This is a genomic window from Aeromicrobium sp. (assembly GCF_036675695.1).
In the GTDB taxonomy this organism is placed as follows: domain Bacteria; phylum Actinomycetota; class Actinomycetes; order Propionibacteriales; family Nocardioidaceae; genus Aeromicrobium.
Map to the genome: position 1 here is coordinate 14,496 of NZ_JAKFEL010000011.1, position 14,030 is coordinate 28,525.

At 64.8% G+C, this 14,030-nt stretch carries 16 protein-coding genes, 1 pseudogene and 1 riboswitch; of the genes and pseudogenes, 7 read left to right on the forward strand and 10 right to left on the reverse strand.

Annotation, left to right across the window (positions count from 1 at the left end; genetic code table 11):
• Positions 1–62: 62 nt before the first annotated feature.
• Entirely contained in the window at positions 63–458 is a 396-nt protein-coding gene (locus V6M39_RS00430) for a hypothetical protein (RefSeq protein ID WP_332641693.1), read from the forward strand.
• Here the strand turns inward: V6M39_RS00430 and V6M39_RS00435 are convergent.
• Genes V6M39_RS00435 through V6M39_RS00450 form a run of 4 tightly spaced genes read right to left on the reverse strand, consistent with a single transcriptional unit; the run spans position 364 to position 3,051 of the window.
• Complete coding sequence (locus V6M39_RS00435) at positions 364–1,401, reverse strand: ROK family glucokinase (RefSeq protein ID WP_332641694.1); 1,038 nt, start codon at positions 1,399–1,401, stop codon at positions 364–366. The two genes, V6M39_RS00430 and V6M39_RS00435, sit on opposite strands and share 95 nt — an antisense overlap.
• Entirely contained in the window at positions 1,401–2,348 is a 948-nt protein-coding gene (locus tag V6M39_RS00440; RefSeq protein WP_332641695.1) for an ROK family glucokinase, read from the reverse strand. The genes V6M39_RS00435 and V6M39_RS00440 overlap by 1 nt, the downstream gene beginning before the upstream one ends.
• Positions 2,345–2,617, reverse strand: a complete 273-nt coding sequence (locus tag V6M39_RS00445; RefSeq protein ID WP_332641696.1) for a hypothetical protein — start codon at positions 2,615–2,617, stop codon at positions 2,345–2,347. Before V6M39_RS00445 ends, V6M39_RS00440 begins: the two co-directional genes overlap by 4 nt.
• Complete coding sequence (locus tag V6M39_RS00450) at positions 2,614–3,051, reverse strand: SRPBCC family protein (protein WP_332641697.1); 438 nt, start codon at positions 3,049–3,051, stop codon at positions 2,614–2,616. The genes V6M39_RS00445 and V6M39_RS00450 overlap by 4 nt, the downstream gene beginning before the upstream one ends.
• Before the next feature lie 80 nt (positions 3,052–3,131).
• Here V6M39_RS00450 and V6M39_RS00455 point away from each other — a divergent pair, with 80 nt between their 5' ends.
• Positions 3,132–4,853: an AMP-dependent synthetase/ligase gene (locus tag V6M39_RS00455; protein WP_332641698.1), complete on the forward strand. Its 1,722-nt coding sequence runs from the start codon at positions 3,132–3,134 to the stop codon at positions 4,851–4,853.
• Here the strand turns inward: V6M39_RS00455 and V6M39_RS00460 are convergent.
• From V6M39_RS00460 to V6M39_RS00470, 3 genes are all read right to left on the reverse strand, one after another.
• Positions 4,820–6,064, reverse strand: a complete 1,245-nt coding sequence (locus V6M39_RS00460) for a basic secretory protein-like protein (protein ID WP_332641699.1) — start codon at positions 6,062–6,064, stop codon at positions 4,820–4,822. The genes V6M39_RS00455 and V6M39_RS00460 overlap by 34 nt on opposite strands.
• Positions 6,057–6,983, reverse strand: coding sequence for a C40 family peptidase (locus V6M39_RS00465; RefSeq protein ID WP_332641700.1), 927 nt, complete (start codon positions 6,981–6,983; stop codon positions 6,057–6,059). The genes V6M39_RS00460 and V6M39_RS00465 overlap by 8 nt, the downstream gene beginning before the upstream one ends.
• A 50-nt stretch (positions 6,984–7,033) precedes the next feature.
• Positions 7,034–7,208: riboswitch (cyclic di-AMP (ydaO/yuaA leader) on the reverse strand.
• 86 nt (positions 7,209–7,294) lie between these two features.
• Positions 7,295–7,576, reverse strand: coding sequence for a hypothetical protein (locus V6M39_RS00470; RefSeq protein ID WP_332641701.1), 282 nt, complete (start codon positions 7,574–7,576; stop codon positions 7,295–7,297).
• A gap of 137 nt (positions 7,577–7,713) precedes the next feature.
• Here V6M39_RS00470 and V6M39_RS00475 point away from each other — a divergent pair, with 137 nt between their 5' ends.
• A complete protein-coding gene (locus tag V6M39_RS00475; RefSeq protein ID WP_332641702.1) occupies positions 7,714–9,417 on the forward strand; it encodes a DEDD exonuclease domain-containing protein in 1,704 nt (567 codons plus the stop codon).
• A gap of 8 nt (positions 9,418–9,425) precedes the next feature.
• Here V6M39_RS00475 and V6M39_RS00480 read toward each other — a convergent pair whose 3' ends face one another.
• Genes V6M39_RS00480 through V6M39_RS00490 form a run of 3 tightly spaced genes read right to left on the reverse strand, consistent with a single transcriptional unit; the run spans position 9,426 to position 11,192 of the window.
• On the reverse strand, positions 9,426–9,701 hold the full coding sequence (locus V6M39_RS00480) for an Lrp/AsnC family transcriptional regulator (RefSeq protein ID WP_332641704.1): 276 nt from the start codon (positions 9,699–9,701) through the stop codon (positions 9,426–9,428).
• Between the two features lie 13 nt (positions 9,702–9,714).
• Positions 9,715–10,782 carry an anthranilate phosphoribosyltransferase gene (gene trpD / locus V6M39_RS00485; protein WP_332641705.1) on the reverse strand — a complete coding sequence of 356 codons (1,068 nt, stop codon included), beginning with the start codon at positions 10,780–10,782 and terminating at the stop codon, positions 9,715–9,717.
• Between the two features lie 5 nt (positions 10,783–10,787).
• Entirely contained in the window at positions 10,788–11,192 is a 405-nt protein-coding gene (locus V6M39_RS00490; RefSeq protein WP_332641706.1) for a hypothetical protein, read from the reverse strand.
• A gap of 25 nt (positions 11,193–11,217) precedes the next feature.
• Between V6M39_RS00490 and ctaE the strand changes: the two genes are divergently transcribed.
• The 4 genes and pseudogenes from ctaE to V6M39_RS00510 all read left to right on the forward strand — a co-directional run.
• Complete coding sequence (gene ctaE / locus V6M39_RS00495) at positions 11,218–11,856, forward strand: aa3-type cytochrome oxidase subunit III (RefSeq protein ID WP_442880634.1); 639 nt, start codon at positions 11,218–11,220, stop codon at positions 11,854–11,856.
• A gap of 76 nt (positions 11,857–11,932) precedes the next feature.
• The gene (qcrC, locus tag V6M39_RS00500; protein WP_332641710.1) at positions 11,933–12,754 is read left to right on the forward strand and encodes a cytochrome bc1 complex diheme cytochrome c subunit; all 822 of its coding nucleotides are present in this window, start codon (positions 11,933–11,935) and stop codon (positions 12,752–12,754) included.
• Positions 12,751–13,800, forward strand: coding sequence for a cytochrome bc1 complex Rieske iron-sulfur subunit (gene qcrA / locus V6M39_RS00505; protein WP_332641707.1), 1,050 nt, complete (start codon positions 12,751–12,753; stop codon positions 13,798–13,800). The genes qcrC and qcrA overlap by 4 nt, the downstream gene beginning before the upstream one ends.
• Positions 13,797–14,030: pseudogene (locus V6M39_RS00510) on the forward strand (ubiquinol-cytochrome c reductase cytochrome b subunit); the annotation flags it as partial. The gene qcrA and the pseudogene V6M39_RS00510, both read left to right, overlap by 4 nt.

Below are 14,030 nucleotides of genomic sequence, written 5' to 3' on the forward strand. Positions count from 1 at the left end.
GGACCAACCGGCGTCGAGCACGCCGTTGCCTTCTACCGTGCACTTTCCCAGGAGGCTGCGGCGTGCCTGAGAAGGACGACTTCGACAAGATCGTCGAAGGGCTCGACCTCGATCTCGACTTCCCCGACGAGGAGCCGGAGCCTGCCCCAGTCGAGCAGCCTCCGCCGCTGGTCTGGTCGGATGACACCGAACCAGTCGAGGCTGAAGAGCCGTTCTACCGCAAGGTCGAGCCAACGCCGCGACGTCCGCGCAGTCGCGCCATGACGTTGGCCTGGATTGGGCTGGCGGGAGCCCCCTTGGCGCTGGTCATTGCAACGATGTTCGGCGAGATCTTGCCCCGGCCCATCTTGGGCGCGGCAGTTCTCACTTTCGTCGCCGCGGCGATCTACCTGGTTTCGCAGCTGCCCGAGCACGGGCCCGGGCGCTCGGATTGGCCGGACGACGGCGCCGTGCTGTAAGTCGGGCCATGTCAGCCGCGCCGATCAAACCCGCCTCAGGCCCAAGGTGCGCTCGCGCGATGCGGGCCTCGGCGCGATAACCGCGACCCGTCAATGTGCGGCTATAGGCAGCCTTGGCCGGGTCGATCAGGAGATCTCCTGCATCGCTCACTCCCCCGCCGATGACGAACATCCCAGGATCGAGAGCTGCCGCGAGGTTGGCGATGCCAACACCGAGCCAGTCGCCGACGTCGGCAATCCATTCGATCGCCTCGGCATTGCCCTCGTCGGCATACCTGCTCACGAATGAACCTTCGATACGTTCGATGTCTCCGCCAGCATCCGCCAGCATTGCCTTGCCGAAGTCGGTCCCGTCAGCCGCTGCAGCCCTGCCGCGGCGGGTGAGCACACGACCGCTGGCGTACTGCTCCCAGCAGCCATGGTTTCCGCATTCGCACGGCCGACCGTCGGGTACGACCTGCATGTGCCCGAACTCCCCGGCGATCCCGAACTTGCCGCGATAGGGCTGACCATCGATGACAATCGCGCCACCGATACCCGTGCCCAGCGTGATCAGCACGAGGTCAGCCTCACCCTGCGCAGCTCCGAAGCGCCACTCGGCCCAGCCACTGGCATTGGCGTCGTTGTCCACCATGACGGGCAGCCCCGTACGACGGGCCACCGAGTCACGTAGTGGCTCATTGCGCCACGCCAGGTGCGGCGCGAACAACACGGTCGACTGTGTTGCGTCGACGAAGCCCGCTGCGCCGATGCCGACGGCGATGATGTGATGCTCGCGGCGGAATTCCTCCGTGATCTCGGCGATCGCGTCAATCACAGCAAGAGGTTCAGTCGTCGGGGTCTCGCGCTTCAGCCGCGCGAGGATGCGTCCATCCTCGTCAACAACTCCTGCGGCGATCTTGGTACCGCCGATATCGATACCGATCGCCAATTTGTCTGCCATTAGAAGGATTCGCTCCTCGCGAGGTCTGCGGCGCCGATGATGCCAGCGGCATTGCCGAGGGCCGCGAGTCGCACCTCGGCCTGCGGTCGGTGCGAACGCGCTGGCAGGTGGGTCTCGAAGGCTTCGACGACCGGTCCGAGCAGCAGATCCCCCGCAGCCGCCACTCCACCACCGATCGCGACGACTCGCGGATCGAGGATTGACGCCAGGATGGCGATACCCTCGCCGATCCATTGACCCAGCTCGGCCAGTAGCTCGATCGAGAGCTCGTCGCCGCCGTGGGCCAGCTCGGTGAGACCTGGACCGGTGATCTTGGTGAGGTCACCATCAGCGAGTGCCTTCAACGCCTCGGTACCGCGGTCACCATTCGCCACCCGCTCGCGAGCCACGCGTACGAGGGCGCTGCCACTGGCGTACTGCTCGAAGCAGCCGTGCTCACCGCATCCGCACTCGATGCCGTGGGGCACGATACGCATATGGCCGATCTCGGCTGCGATGCCGAAACCGCCGCGGTAGAGCTGACCATGGTGGACGATGCCGCCACCCACTCCCGTGCCGATCGTGACGAGGAGCAGGTCGTCGGTGTCCTCCCCAGCGCCGAAGGCGAATTCGCCCCACGCGGCAGCGTTGGCGTCGTTCTCGACGACGACCGGAAGGTCGACCAGCTGCGAGACCAGCTCCGCCAGTGGCTCGTCGACCCAGTTGATGTTGGGCGCGAACCGCACGGTGGTCCGGTCGGTGCTGGTGAAACCAGCTGCGCCGATACCTATGCCGACGATCTTTTCGTCGCCGGCAAGGCGTTCGGCGAGGTCCGCGACGATCTTGGGGATCATGGACGAGTCGTGGGGCGTCGGCTCACTCTCGCGCTTGAGCAGCTCGCCCGCCTCTGAGACGAGCCCCGCAGCGATCTTGGTGCCGCCGATGTCGACACCGATAGCGAAGGTCATGCTTCCTCATCCTCGGGCGGAGTGGGCTTCGCCGAATCGACCAGATCGCGCAGCGACTTGGCGAACGCTGCCGCAGATGCTGACACCTGCGCGATCGCATCGGGGTTGTCGCGCACGAGCCCGACCACCTGACACACAGGGCACCACGTTGCGGTGCAGACATGAGGTTCGTCCGACTTGGGCTCGGCACTCGACGAGCTCAGAGCGCGAAACAGCTTGAACGCCTCTTCAGACACCGAGCCGACCGGCTCGCTCGCGCTCTCAGTCACAGCGCCTCAACCTGTTTCTTCAACCCCTTGAGCGCGGTGTCGATGATGACCTTCTCAGCCTTGCGCTTCAGCATGCCGAGCAACGGCACGGACACGTCGACGGCCAGCTGATAGGTCACCTTGGTCTGCGTCTGCTCAAGCGGTTCGAGTACGTATGCGCCGTCGACCGACGTCAGCATCGCTCCCGGCTTCGAGAGGTTCCACGAGACGCCACGGTCGCCGTCCCAGACGTAGCCGAGCTCGTACTCGTCACGGATGGGTGCCGCGTCGAGGATGAAGTGGACGCGCTCGGCGCGACCTCCGTCAACGCCCGCCACGATGTCGGCTGTCTTCACGCCCGTCGCCCACTTGGGATAGGCGCCGAAGTCGGCGATGACGTCCATGATCTGCCCTGCGGGAGCATCAATGATGATGTCGCTCGTAGTCCGCGCCATCACCCCTCCTCGACGGTCTGATTGTGTGCTCCCATGCTAGTGGTTGAGGCGGAGGCGAACGCTCCGGGTAGCCTGCGTACGTGAGTGAGCGAAGCGATCCGGGCAACCTCTCCCTGGACATCCTCGACCGCCTCCCTGCGCACGTCGATGACGTGGCGCTTGCCCGCCAGGTTGACGGCTACTGGCAGGACGTGACGCTCGGCGCGTTCCACGGGCAGGTTCTGGACTTCGCCAAGGGCCTCATCGCCGCTGGGGTCAAGGCGGGCGACCGTGTCGTGATCCTGTCCAAGACGCGTTATGAGTGGACCGTGGCCGACTACGCCATCTGGTGGATCGGCGCGACGACAGTGCCCGTCTACGAGACCTCGTCCGTCGCGCAGATCGAATGGATCCTCAAGGACTCGGGAGCGATCGCCGCGATCGTCGAGACATCCGTTCATGAGGCGAACATCAAGGAAGCCAAGTCCAAGCACCTCAAGAAGCTCTGGTGCATCGAGTCAGGGGCCTTCGACGAGATCAAGGCGGGCGGTACGAAGGTCAGTGACGCGGACGTCGAGGCTCGCCGCTCAGCCTTGACCAGCGCGACTCTGGCGACCCTGATCTACACCTCAGGAACGACCGGCAAGCCCAAGGGCTGCAAGCTGACGCACGGCAACTTCCGTGCGGAACTGGAGGCGGCGACCCAGCAGCTCCCCGAGCTGTTCGATGCCAAGGATGCCTCCACGCTGCTGTTCCTGCCGCTGGCTCATGTCTTTGCGCGCATCATCCCAGTCGGCTCGATCCGCTCCGGCGTCAAGGTCGGCCACACCGCCGACATCAAGGACCTCCCCCGCCACCTCGGCGACTTCCAGCCCACCTTCGTGCTCGCTGTCCCACGCGTGTTCGAGAAGGTCTTCAACTCAGCCAGCACCAAGGCGTACGCCAACGGGCGCGGCAAGGTGTTCGACCGGGCAGCGCAGACCGCGATCGCGTACAGCAAGGCGCTCGACACCGGCGGGCCCGGACTCGTCCTTCGCGGGCAGCACAAGGTGTTCGACGGGCTCGTCTACAGCAAGATCCGCGAGGCCCTCGGCGGCAAAGCGCAATGGGCGATCTCGGGTGGGGCTCCGCTCGGCGAGCGACTCGCACACTTCTATCGCGGAATCGGCGTCACGATCCTCGAAGGCTACGGGCTCACCGAGACGACGGCTGCGTTGTGCGTCAACACGCCAAAGGACCAGCGGATCGGCACCGTCGGTCGTCCAATGCCAGGCACCGAGGTACGCGTGACCAGCGACGGTGAGCTCAGCTTCCGTGGCCCTCAGATCTTCACGGGCTACTGGAACAACGACGAGGCAACGGCCGAGGCGCTTGATCCAGACGGTTGGTTCGCCACCGGCGATCTCGGCGAGGTCGACGATGACGGATACGTACGCATCACCGGGCGCCGCAAGGAGATCATCGTCACGGCGGGTGGCAAGAATGTCGCGCCGGCCGTGCTCGAGGAACGTGTACGCGCGCACCCGCACGTCAGTCAGTGCCTGGTGGTCGGCGATGGCAAGCCCTTCGTAGCGGCGCTCGTCACGATCGATTCGGAGTCGTGGACCGGCAGCCTGAAGGATCCCGAGCTCAATGCTGAGATCCAGAAGGCGATCGACGACGCCAACTCACAGGTGTCGCAGGCCGAGGCGATCCGCAAGTTCAAGATCATGTCGGAGGACTGGACCGAGGCCAACGGCTATCTGACGCCGTCGTTCAAGGTCAAGCGCAACGCCGTCCTGCGCGACTTTCACGACACGGTCGAAGCGCTCTTCACCAGGTAGCGCCGCCAGTCGGCCGTGAGCCGATCGACGCTCAGCCCGAACGCGTTCGACAACGCCCGGTCAAGCTTCGTACCGCCGAGCACGTCCTCGTAGAACGCGACGATGTCTGAATCGCCGTGCGACTCGGCGAGCATCCGGAAGATCATCCATGCCGCCTCGTACGACGCGCCCAGTCCGTGACCCGCCGACGCGAAGTCCGCCGTGGACGGCAGTCGCGTCGGCGTCCTGTCCGCCTCGACGTCAGCAAGAATCTGACCGGCGCTGAGTGATAACGGGGCGTCGTCGTCATGCAGTGCGACGAAGTCGGCGAAGCCTTCGACGACCCAGGTCTCAGCCGAGGTGCCCACGGCAGAGGTCATGAGGTGTGTCGCCTCGTGGGTGAGGACGACTTGGGCAGCGCGTTTGTCCATCGTCGAGAAGACCGCGGGGTTGAGCACGATCACGACGCCGCCGGCGGTTCCGTTGCTTCCGTCGAGATTGGTGGTGACGGCTGCGATCTGGTCGATCTCGGCGACCTTGCGACCGACAAGATCCGCCATCTGATCCTGGGTGTGCGGAGAGACCACGACGACCTTGCGACGAGCGTCCGGGAGCACCTCGACGACGGCTGAACGAGCGCGTTCCGTCATCGATTCGATCGGCCCCGCCACTCCGCCGTCCACCGCGATGACGACGGTGTCGGCTTGCTTGTGAACCTCGACGTCGCCTGACAGCCAGATCGGCAGCGATCCAGCTCCCGCCCGGACGCTGCGTATCGCGAACGTGCCGTCGGCCTGTGGGTCCAGTCGGAACTTCGCGGTGGCCGTACGGAGCTCCTCGGCGAGTCCGGATTCGCCGCCAGCCATCCAGCTGACCTCGACGTCAGCCTGAGTCGATCCGTCAGCGCGATCGGCGACTTCACCGCCTGCGATGTAGCGCAGGCCGACGTCGCGTGCACCCAGCGCTTCCCGCGCAGACCAGGCCTCGCGGGCAAACGTCTGAGCCGAGCTGCTCGAGCCAGCTGCGGCGACGAACTCTGATTCAGAGCTCGCCTCCGACAGCTCGCGGAACTGCTGTGTCAGGAGTGCGCTCGCGTTGGCAGGCACCTCTACGACGGCGTCTGGCTCGGACGAGCCTTCCCACGGTCGCTGCCAGAGCAAAAGGGCAGCACCGAGCACAACGAGAACCAGTGCAGCGGTGACATTCGGCGACAGGCGTCGCTGGTCAGCCAACCCGGCCAAACTTGCTGTAGCCGCTGAGCCCGGTGATTTCGACGCTGCGTCCCGGTCGGGGAGCGTGGATCACGCGACCCTTGCCGAGGTAGATGCCATCGTGCGACATGTCGCCGTAGAAGACGAGGTCGCCCGGCTGCAGCTGGCTGGCCGAGATGGGCTTGGTGGCGGCGTACTGCGGGCCGACGACACGAGGCAGCGAGATGCCCGCCGCTGCCCACGACTTCATGACGAGGCCAGAGCAGTCCCATCGGCTGGGGCCAGTTCCACCCCATCCGTACGGTTCGCCGAGCTGGGCCAGCGCGAAGTTGATCGCGGTCTGAGCGCGACCCGAAGCGACCGGCTCGAAGTCGATCTTGGTCGTGCCCGAGTCGAGCTTCGCCTGGTCAGCGGGGCTGAGCTGGGCAATCTGCGCCTTGACCGCGTCGTACTGCTTGCGGATCTCCTTGCGGGTCTTTGCCGAACGCTTCTTGGCGGCTGCGAGCTCGTCCTGGCGGTCCTTCAGCTGGGCGCGACGGTTCTTCAGCGCCTTGCTCGTCTCGCCGAACTGCTCAAGAGCGTCGGCGCGAGTGCTGTTGAGGGCCTGGACGGCGCCGAGGCCAGCGAGGAACTGCTCGGGGTCGCCGCTGCCGAAGAGGTTGACGGTCGGACCGAGCGGCGCGTCCATCTGCTGCTGGACGATCGCGGTGCTCAGCTGTTCCTTCTGCTGGTTGTAGCCGACCATCGCTTCGGAGATGTCGTCGCTGAGGTCGGCGATCTCGTTGCGGGTCTGCTTGGCGCGTACGCCGATCTGGTTGACCTGCTCGTTCATCGCCTCGATCTCGTGCAGCGATGTCTCGATGCTCTCAACGGTCGGGGCAGGGTCAGCCTGGGCTGAAGGGAACGCAAACATCGCGCCTACGACTGCAAGTGATGACACCGCTACCAGAACGCGGCTCCGTGCTCGATTACGTGGCTGTCGCACGCAAGAACTCCTACCTTCGACGCCTACCAGGTGAGCTGACGGGTTCGGGCCAAGGTATGCCCTACGGTCCGCACGACTAGTTTTACCTAGAAGCGCGATCCGATTCACCCCACTTACATGGGTCCCCGGTTCGTCTCAGAAGTCTTCCCCACCACTGTGACGATTAGGCGGTGCGCCCGACGCCGACCTGGAGGCCGCCGTTCACCGGACGCACAGTGGCCCACTCTAGGTGGAGCGTGGGGTCAGATCAACCTAAGACGCGTTGCTCAGACGGCTTCTACCTCGGGCCCCGTCACGGGAGTGACTAATGCAACAGAGTCGGGAGTGACTGATGACACAGAACCAGGAGTCACGAGGCGCAGCGGGGGCACGCAGCCTGCATCGGCCAGCACCTCGAGGGCGGCCATCTCCTGGGCATCGATCTCGATGCCGGCCGGTGGCGTGCCGAGAAGGACGGTGACGATGCAGTCGCCACATGCGCCGGGGCTGCGTACGAGGCACCGGTCGCAGTCGACGACGACGGAGTCGGTGGTTGGGTGATCATGCATGTCGGCACCTCCTGATGCTGCTGTGCGACTCACCCAGCTGGCGAGTACGTATATGACGTTAGGGACGGCCTCGGACAAAAACGCCGAGGATTGCAGATTGCGCAGGTCTGTCGGTGGGCGCGCTTAGCGTTTGCCGCGTGCAGGAAGTCCAGGGAACCTTCGACGAGCTCGGTCGCCCCCTGTCCTCCACAACCTTCTGTGTCGTCGACCTCGAGACGACGGGAGGTTCGGCCGCAGGTGGCTCCAAGATCACCGAGTTCGGCGCGGTCAAGGTGTGCGGCGGTGAGGTTCTCGGCGAGTTCCAGTCCTTGGTCAACCCCGACGAGCTCATACCCGCGTTCATCACGGTGCTGACCGGCATCACCAACCAGATGGTGATCTCGGCACCACGCATCGCCGAGGTGCTCCCCAGCTTCCTCGAGTTCGCCAAGGGCAGCGTCCTCGTGGCACACAACGCGCCGTTCGATGTCGGGTTCCTCAAGCACAACGCTCGCGAGCTCGACATCCCCTGGCCCGGCTTCGAGGTGCTCGACACCGCCGTTCTTGCTCGCCGCGCACTCACCCGCGACGAGGTCCCCAACTGCAAGCTGTCGACGCTGGCAATGAAGTTCCACGCGACGACGACTCCCAATCACCGCGCACTCTCGGACGCTCGTGCAACGGTCGACGTGCTGCACGGGCTGTTCGAGCGCCTGGGCAATCTCGGCGTGACGACGCTCGAAGAGGTCTCGACCTACACCTCCAAGGTCACGCCCGAGCAGCGCAAGAAGCGGCACCTCGCCGACCACCTGCCCGTCGCTCCCGGCGTCTACGTCTTCCGCGACTCCAAGGACGAGCCCCTCTACATCGGCACCTCGCGCAACCTCCGCGCTCGCACCCGCTCCTACTTCACCAAGGCCGAGACGCGCACCCGCATGGGACAGATGGTCATGCTGGCCCAGCGCATCGAAGGCATCGTCTGCGCCACTCCGCTCGAAGCCCAGGTGCGTGAGCTCCGCCTGATCGGCAAGCACCGCCCGCCGTTCAACCGACGGTCCAAGTTCCCCGACAAGCTCACCTGGCTCAAGCTGACCCGCGAGCCGTGGCCGCGGCTGTCGATCGTGCGCGTGGTCCTCGACGACGAGGCCGACTACATCGGACCGTTTCGTGGGCGCCAATCCGCCGAGGGCGCGCTGACAGCACTCCACGACTCGTTCAAGATCCGGCAGTGCACTCCACGGCTGGCGCTCAAGGCACGCAGCTCGCCCTGCGCGCTGAAGGAGATGGGCCACTGCCTGTCGCCTTGCGATGGCTCTGTCGACATCGAGATCTATGACGCCGAGGTCAACCGCGTTCGCCGCGCAATGGTGGGCGATCCCGAAGATCTCGTCGCTGCCGTGCACTCGCACATGCTCTACCTCGCCCGCAACGAGCGGTTTGAGGAGGCGGCCACGTGGCGCGATCGCCTCACTTCGTTCCTGCGGGCCTCCGTACGCACGCAGCGTCTCCGAGAGGTGACCGGTGAGCCGGAGCTCGTCGCTGCCGCCCCTCACGACGAGGGCTGGGAGGTGCATGTCATCCGCTACGGCCGGCTCGCCGGTGCCGGCATCCTTCCGCGCGGTACCCACCCGTCGGGATGGGTCGATGCGCTGCTCGCAACTGCCGAGACAGTCCCAGCCGGCTTCGGGCCGATCCCGGCGGCAACGGTCGAGGAGACCGAGTGCCTGTTGCGATGGCTCGACTCCCCCGGCATCCGCATGGTGCGCGGCACCTGGCACACGTCGCTGCAGAGCGGCGCGCGACATCTCATACCGTTCGAGCTTGCCGACTCACGCTGGCAGGAACTCCAGCGCCCGAGCTAGGACGCGGCCTAGAGACCGATCGAGAACGTCGATTCGAGATCGTGCTGGCTGAAGGTCTGGAACGCGATCTGAGTCTGCGTCGACAGGACACCTTCAACCTTGTTGAGCTGGTCCGCGACGACCTTGGCGACGGCGTCAACCTCGCGTACGCGGACCATCGCGACGAGGTCGATCTCGCCCGTCACCGAATAGACCTCGCTGACCCCGTCGATGTCGGCGATCTGCTTGGCGGTCTCCGTGATGCGAGAGACATCAGCCTGGATGAAGACGATGGCGGTGATCATTTCGTCAGCGTACCTACACGAGGGTCTGGGTTGTCTTGGCCCAGTTGTCGAGAACCTTTGCCGCCGAACCCGAGTCAATCGACTCAGTCGCCCGGTCGATGCCAGCCTGCAGTCGAGACTTGAGATCGCCTGTTGCAGCTTCATGAGCTGCAATTCCAGCGCCTGCGTTGAGGAGCACGGCCGTGCGTACGGATGATGGTTCGCCGCTGAGCACCTGTTCGAAGACCTTGGCGTTGAACGCGGCGTCGCCGCCCGTGAGCTCAGTGCCGGGTGTGTAGTCGAAGCCGAAGGCGCGCGGGTCGATCGAGTCTTCGGCCACCGAACCGGACGCGCCGTCAGCGATCCAGACCGTGGTCGTCGTCGTGGTGGTGATCTCATCGAGACCGTCATCGCCTCGGAACACGAACGCGTCTGCGCCACGTCGAGCGAGGACGCTCGCCATGATCGGGCCCATCCGCCCATCGGCGACCCCGATGGCCGACGCCGCTGGCTTTGCCGGATTGACGAGCGGTCCAAGGAAGTTGAACGTCGTGGGAACGCCAAGCTCACGACGTGGCACCGCGGTGAAGCGGTAGCCCGCGTGGAATACCGGTGCGAAGCAGAACGTGATGCCAACCGCCTCGAGCACTTCCACGAGCTTGGTCGGGGAGACGTCGAGTCGTACACCGAGCTGCTCGAGGACGTCGGCGGCACCACTCGCGCTCGATGCTGCACGGTTGCCGTGCTTGACGACTCGGATGCCTGCACCAGCAATGACGACCGCCGACATGGTGGAGATGTTGACGGTCTTGGCCAGATCGCCGCCCGTTCCGACGATGTCGACGACGCGACCCTCGACCTTGAGCGGGATCGCATGGCGATACATCGCATCGACGAGGCCTTGAACCTCTTCGATCGTCTCCCCCTTGGCCCGCAGCGCAATGGCGAAACCGGCAATCTGCGCCGGAGTGGCGTTGCCCGAGAGAATTTCTTCCATCGCCCAGGTCGTCGACGACGCGTCAAGGTCCTGGCCCGAGACAAGCGGTCCCAGAACGTCAGGCCACGATTTTGAAGGGGCTAGTGACCCGGCAGCTTTGGACACGATCGTCAGCCGGGTTGGAGCACACCACGGGCGAGGTCGATGACGACCTCGGCAAGGTGAATCGGGTCGAGTGGTTGCGAGACAACGGCCTCGGCGCGAGACCAGGTGGCGAGCCACGCATCTTGCGGGCGACCGGTGATCACCAGGATCGGCGGTGCGTTGAAGATCTCGTCCTTGACCTGACGGGCGATGCCCATGCCACCTGCCGGCACTGCCTCACCGTCGAGGATCACCAGGTCTGCCTTGGCGTCATCGAGGTGCTGGAAGACCACCGGTTCCGTTGCAACTTCAAGGTATTCGAACGGTGGAAGATCCGGGTGAGGACGCGCTCCAAGAGCAGAGATGACGGTGGCGCGAACGTCACGATCATCGCTGTAGATCAGGACACGTAGGGGCTTGTGCTCACTCACGGTCGCAATCGTACATAATGAGCGCGTGGCAACTACCTCCGTGATTCCCGCGTCCCGCCTCCACGGCCAGGAAGGCCGTCCGTCCATGGTGACGGTGGGCACCATTGTGTGGCTCTCCAGTGAGCTCATGTTCTTTGCTGGATTGTTTGCGGCGTACTTCACGATCCGCAACATCTCCCCTGATCTTTGGTCTCAGGAGACAGCAAAGCTCGACCTCCCCTTCGCGACCATCAACACCACGATCCTCGTGCTGTCGTCGGTCACCTGCCAGTTCGGCGTGTTCGCAGCTGAGCGCGGCAAGCCCGGTCGCACCGGCTCGCTCCTCCAGATCGGCAAGTGGGGCATGCGTGAGTGGTTCGTCCTCACCTACTTCATGGGCGCGATCTTCATCGCCGGTCAGGCCACCGAGTACGCAACGCTGGTCACCGAGCACACCACGATCTCCAGCTCGCCCTACGGCAGCATGTTCTATCTCGCCACTGGCTTCCACGGACTCCACGTCCTCGGCGGACTCATCGCCTTCCTGCTCGTGATCGCTCGCACCTTTGTCGCGCGCAAGTTCACGCATGAGCAAGCAATCTCAGCGATTGTCGTGTCCTACTACTGGCACTTCGTCGACATCGTCTGGGTGGGCCTGTTCGCGACGATTTACCTGCTCAAATGAGCAAGGTAAACCTCACTACCAAGTACGACGTCAATCGTCGGTACGCTGAAGCTGACTCCTAGGAATGAGGTTCTTGGTGCGGAAACTGTCGACCCGACGCCGGCATCCCCTCGCTGGATTCGTCGTGCTCCTCATGGGACTCGTCGTAGCCGGCGGCATGTACTCCGCGTTCGCGCCGAAGCCCGCCACTGCTGAGGAGGCATCCGCTCGCGACATCGAGGCCGGACGCCAGCTCTTCCTCATCGGTTGCTCGAGCTGCCACGGCAAGAACGCCGAAGGCATCCAGACCAAGCGCGATGGCAACTACGGTCCCACCCTGGTCGGAGTCGGCGCTGCTGCTGTCGACTTCCAGGTCGGCACCGGACGTATGCCGCTCGCCAACTCCGGACCTCAGGCACCTCGCAAGGACCCCGAGTACACCGCGGAAGAGACCCGTCAGGTCTCCGCCTATATCGCCTCACTTGCACCTGGCCCCGCGATCCCCGCCGACGAGTACCTCGACACCGACGGCGTCTCCGCCGAAGGCCTCGCCGAGGGCGGCGAGTTCTTCCGCACCAACTGCACGGCGTGCCACAACTCGGTCGGCGCCGGTGGCGCACTGCCGAGCGGCCGCTACGCCCCGACGCTCAAGGGCGTCGACGCCAAGCACATCTATGAAGCCATGACGACAGGCCCTCAGCAGATGCCGGTGTTCGCCGACACCACCATCACGCCCGAGGAAAAGCGCAACGTCATCGCCTACATCAAGAAGATCCAGTCCCAGCCTGAATACGGTGGAATGGCGGGCGGTGGCCACGGCCCCGTCGTCGACGGCCTTTTCACCTGGGTCATCGGAATTGGTGGTCTCGTAGGTTTCGCGATCTGGATCGGCGCGCACGGAGCAAGGGTGAAGAAGTGACTGACCTAGTTGAGGGCCCCGACGCCTCGGAGCCGATCAAGAACCCTGGACTCCAGGAACACCAGGAGCGTCCACAGGACGTCGACCCGAAGGCTGCGCGCCGTACTGAACGCCAGATCTCCGGCATGTTCGGTCTCGCAACTCTTCTGATGCTCGGCTTCTGCGTTGCCTACGTGACGATCGACAAGGACCAGACGTTCCTCGGCTGGTCGGCCATGAACTTCACCCTCGGCTCCACCCTTGGCGGCGCTCTGCTGCTCATGGGCGTTGGCATCATCCAGTGGGCCAAGAAGCTCATGGGCGATCACGAGATCATCGAGATGCGCCACCCCGTGGCCTCGTCCGACGAGGACCGTGAGTCGGTTCTGGCCGACCTCAACAAGGGCATCAACGAGTCAGCCATCGGCCGCCGCCCCTTGATCCGCAACAGCCTGTTGGGCGCGATGGGCGCCCTGGGCCTGCCCGCTGTGATCCTGCTCGGCGACATGGGCCCACTCCCCCACGGCCAGCGCAAGACGGTCTGGACGAAGGGCATGCGGGTCGTCAACGACGTCTCCGGCACACCGATCAAGCCGTCTGACCTCGAGGTCGGCGCCCTGGTCAACGCCGAGCCGGCGATCATGTACGAAACTGACGAGCACGGTGAGCACGTCCTGCACGGCAAGGAGCTCCTGCAGGCCAAGTCCAAGGCCGCCGTCATCGTCGTACGTATGCGCCCCGAGGACGTCACTCCGGCCAAGGGCCGCGAGAACTGGGGCATCGACGGAATCCTCTGCTATTCCAAGATCTGCACCCACGTTGGTTGCCCGATCAGCTTGTACGAACAGCAGACGCACCACGTGCTCTGCCCGTGCCACCAGTCGACGTTCGATCTCGCCGACAACGGCAAGGTCATCTTCGGACCTGCACACCGGGCACTGCCCCAGCTACCGCTGGCGGTCGACAGCGAGGGCTACCTCATTGCCGTCAGCGACTTCCCCCACATCGTCGGCCCGAGCTATCCCGAGCTCGCGCGTGATCAGAAGAAGTTGGACAAGAAGTCATGACGACAACTGACGCACCTGACGAATACACCAACATCGAAGACACCGGTCTGGGCAAGAAGGCCGGCGGCCCCGTCAAGTGGCTGGACGACCGCCTCGGTCTGGCCACCATCTCCAAGAAGCAGGTCCGCAAGGTCTTCCCCGAGCACTGGTCGTTCATGCTCGGCGAGATCGCGCTGTGGAGCTTCGTGGTCCTGCTCCTCACCGGCGTGTTCCTGACGCTGTGGTTCCAG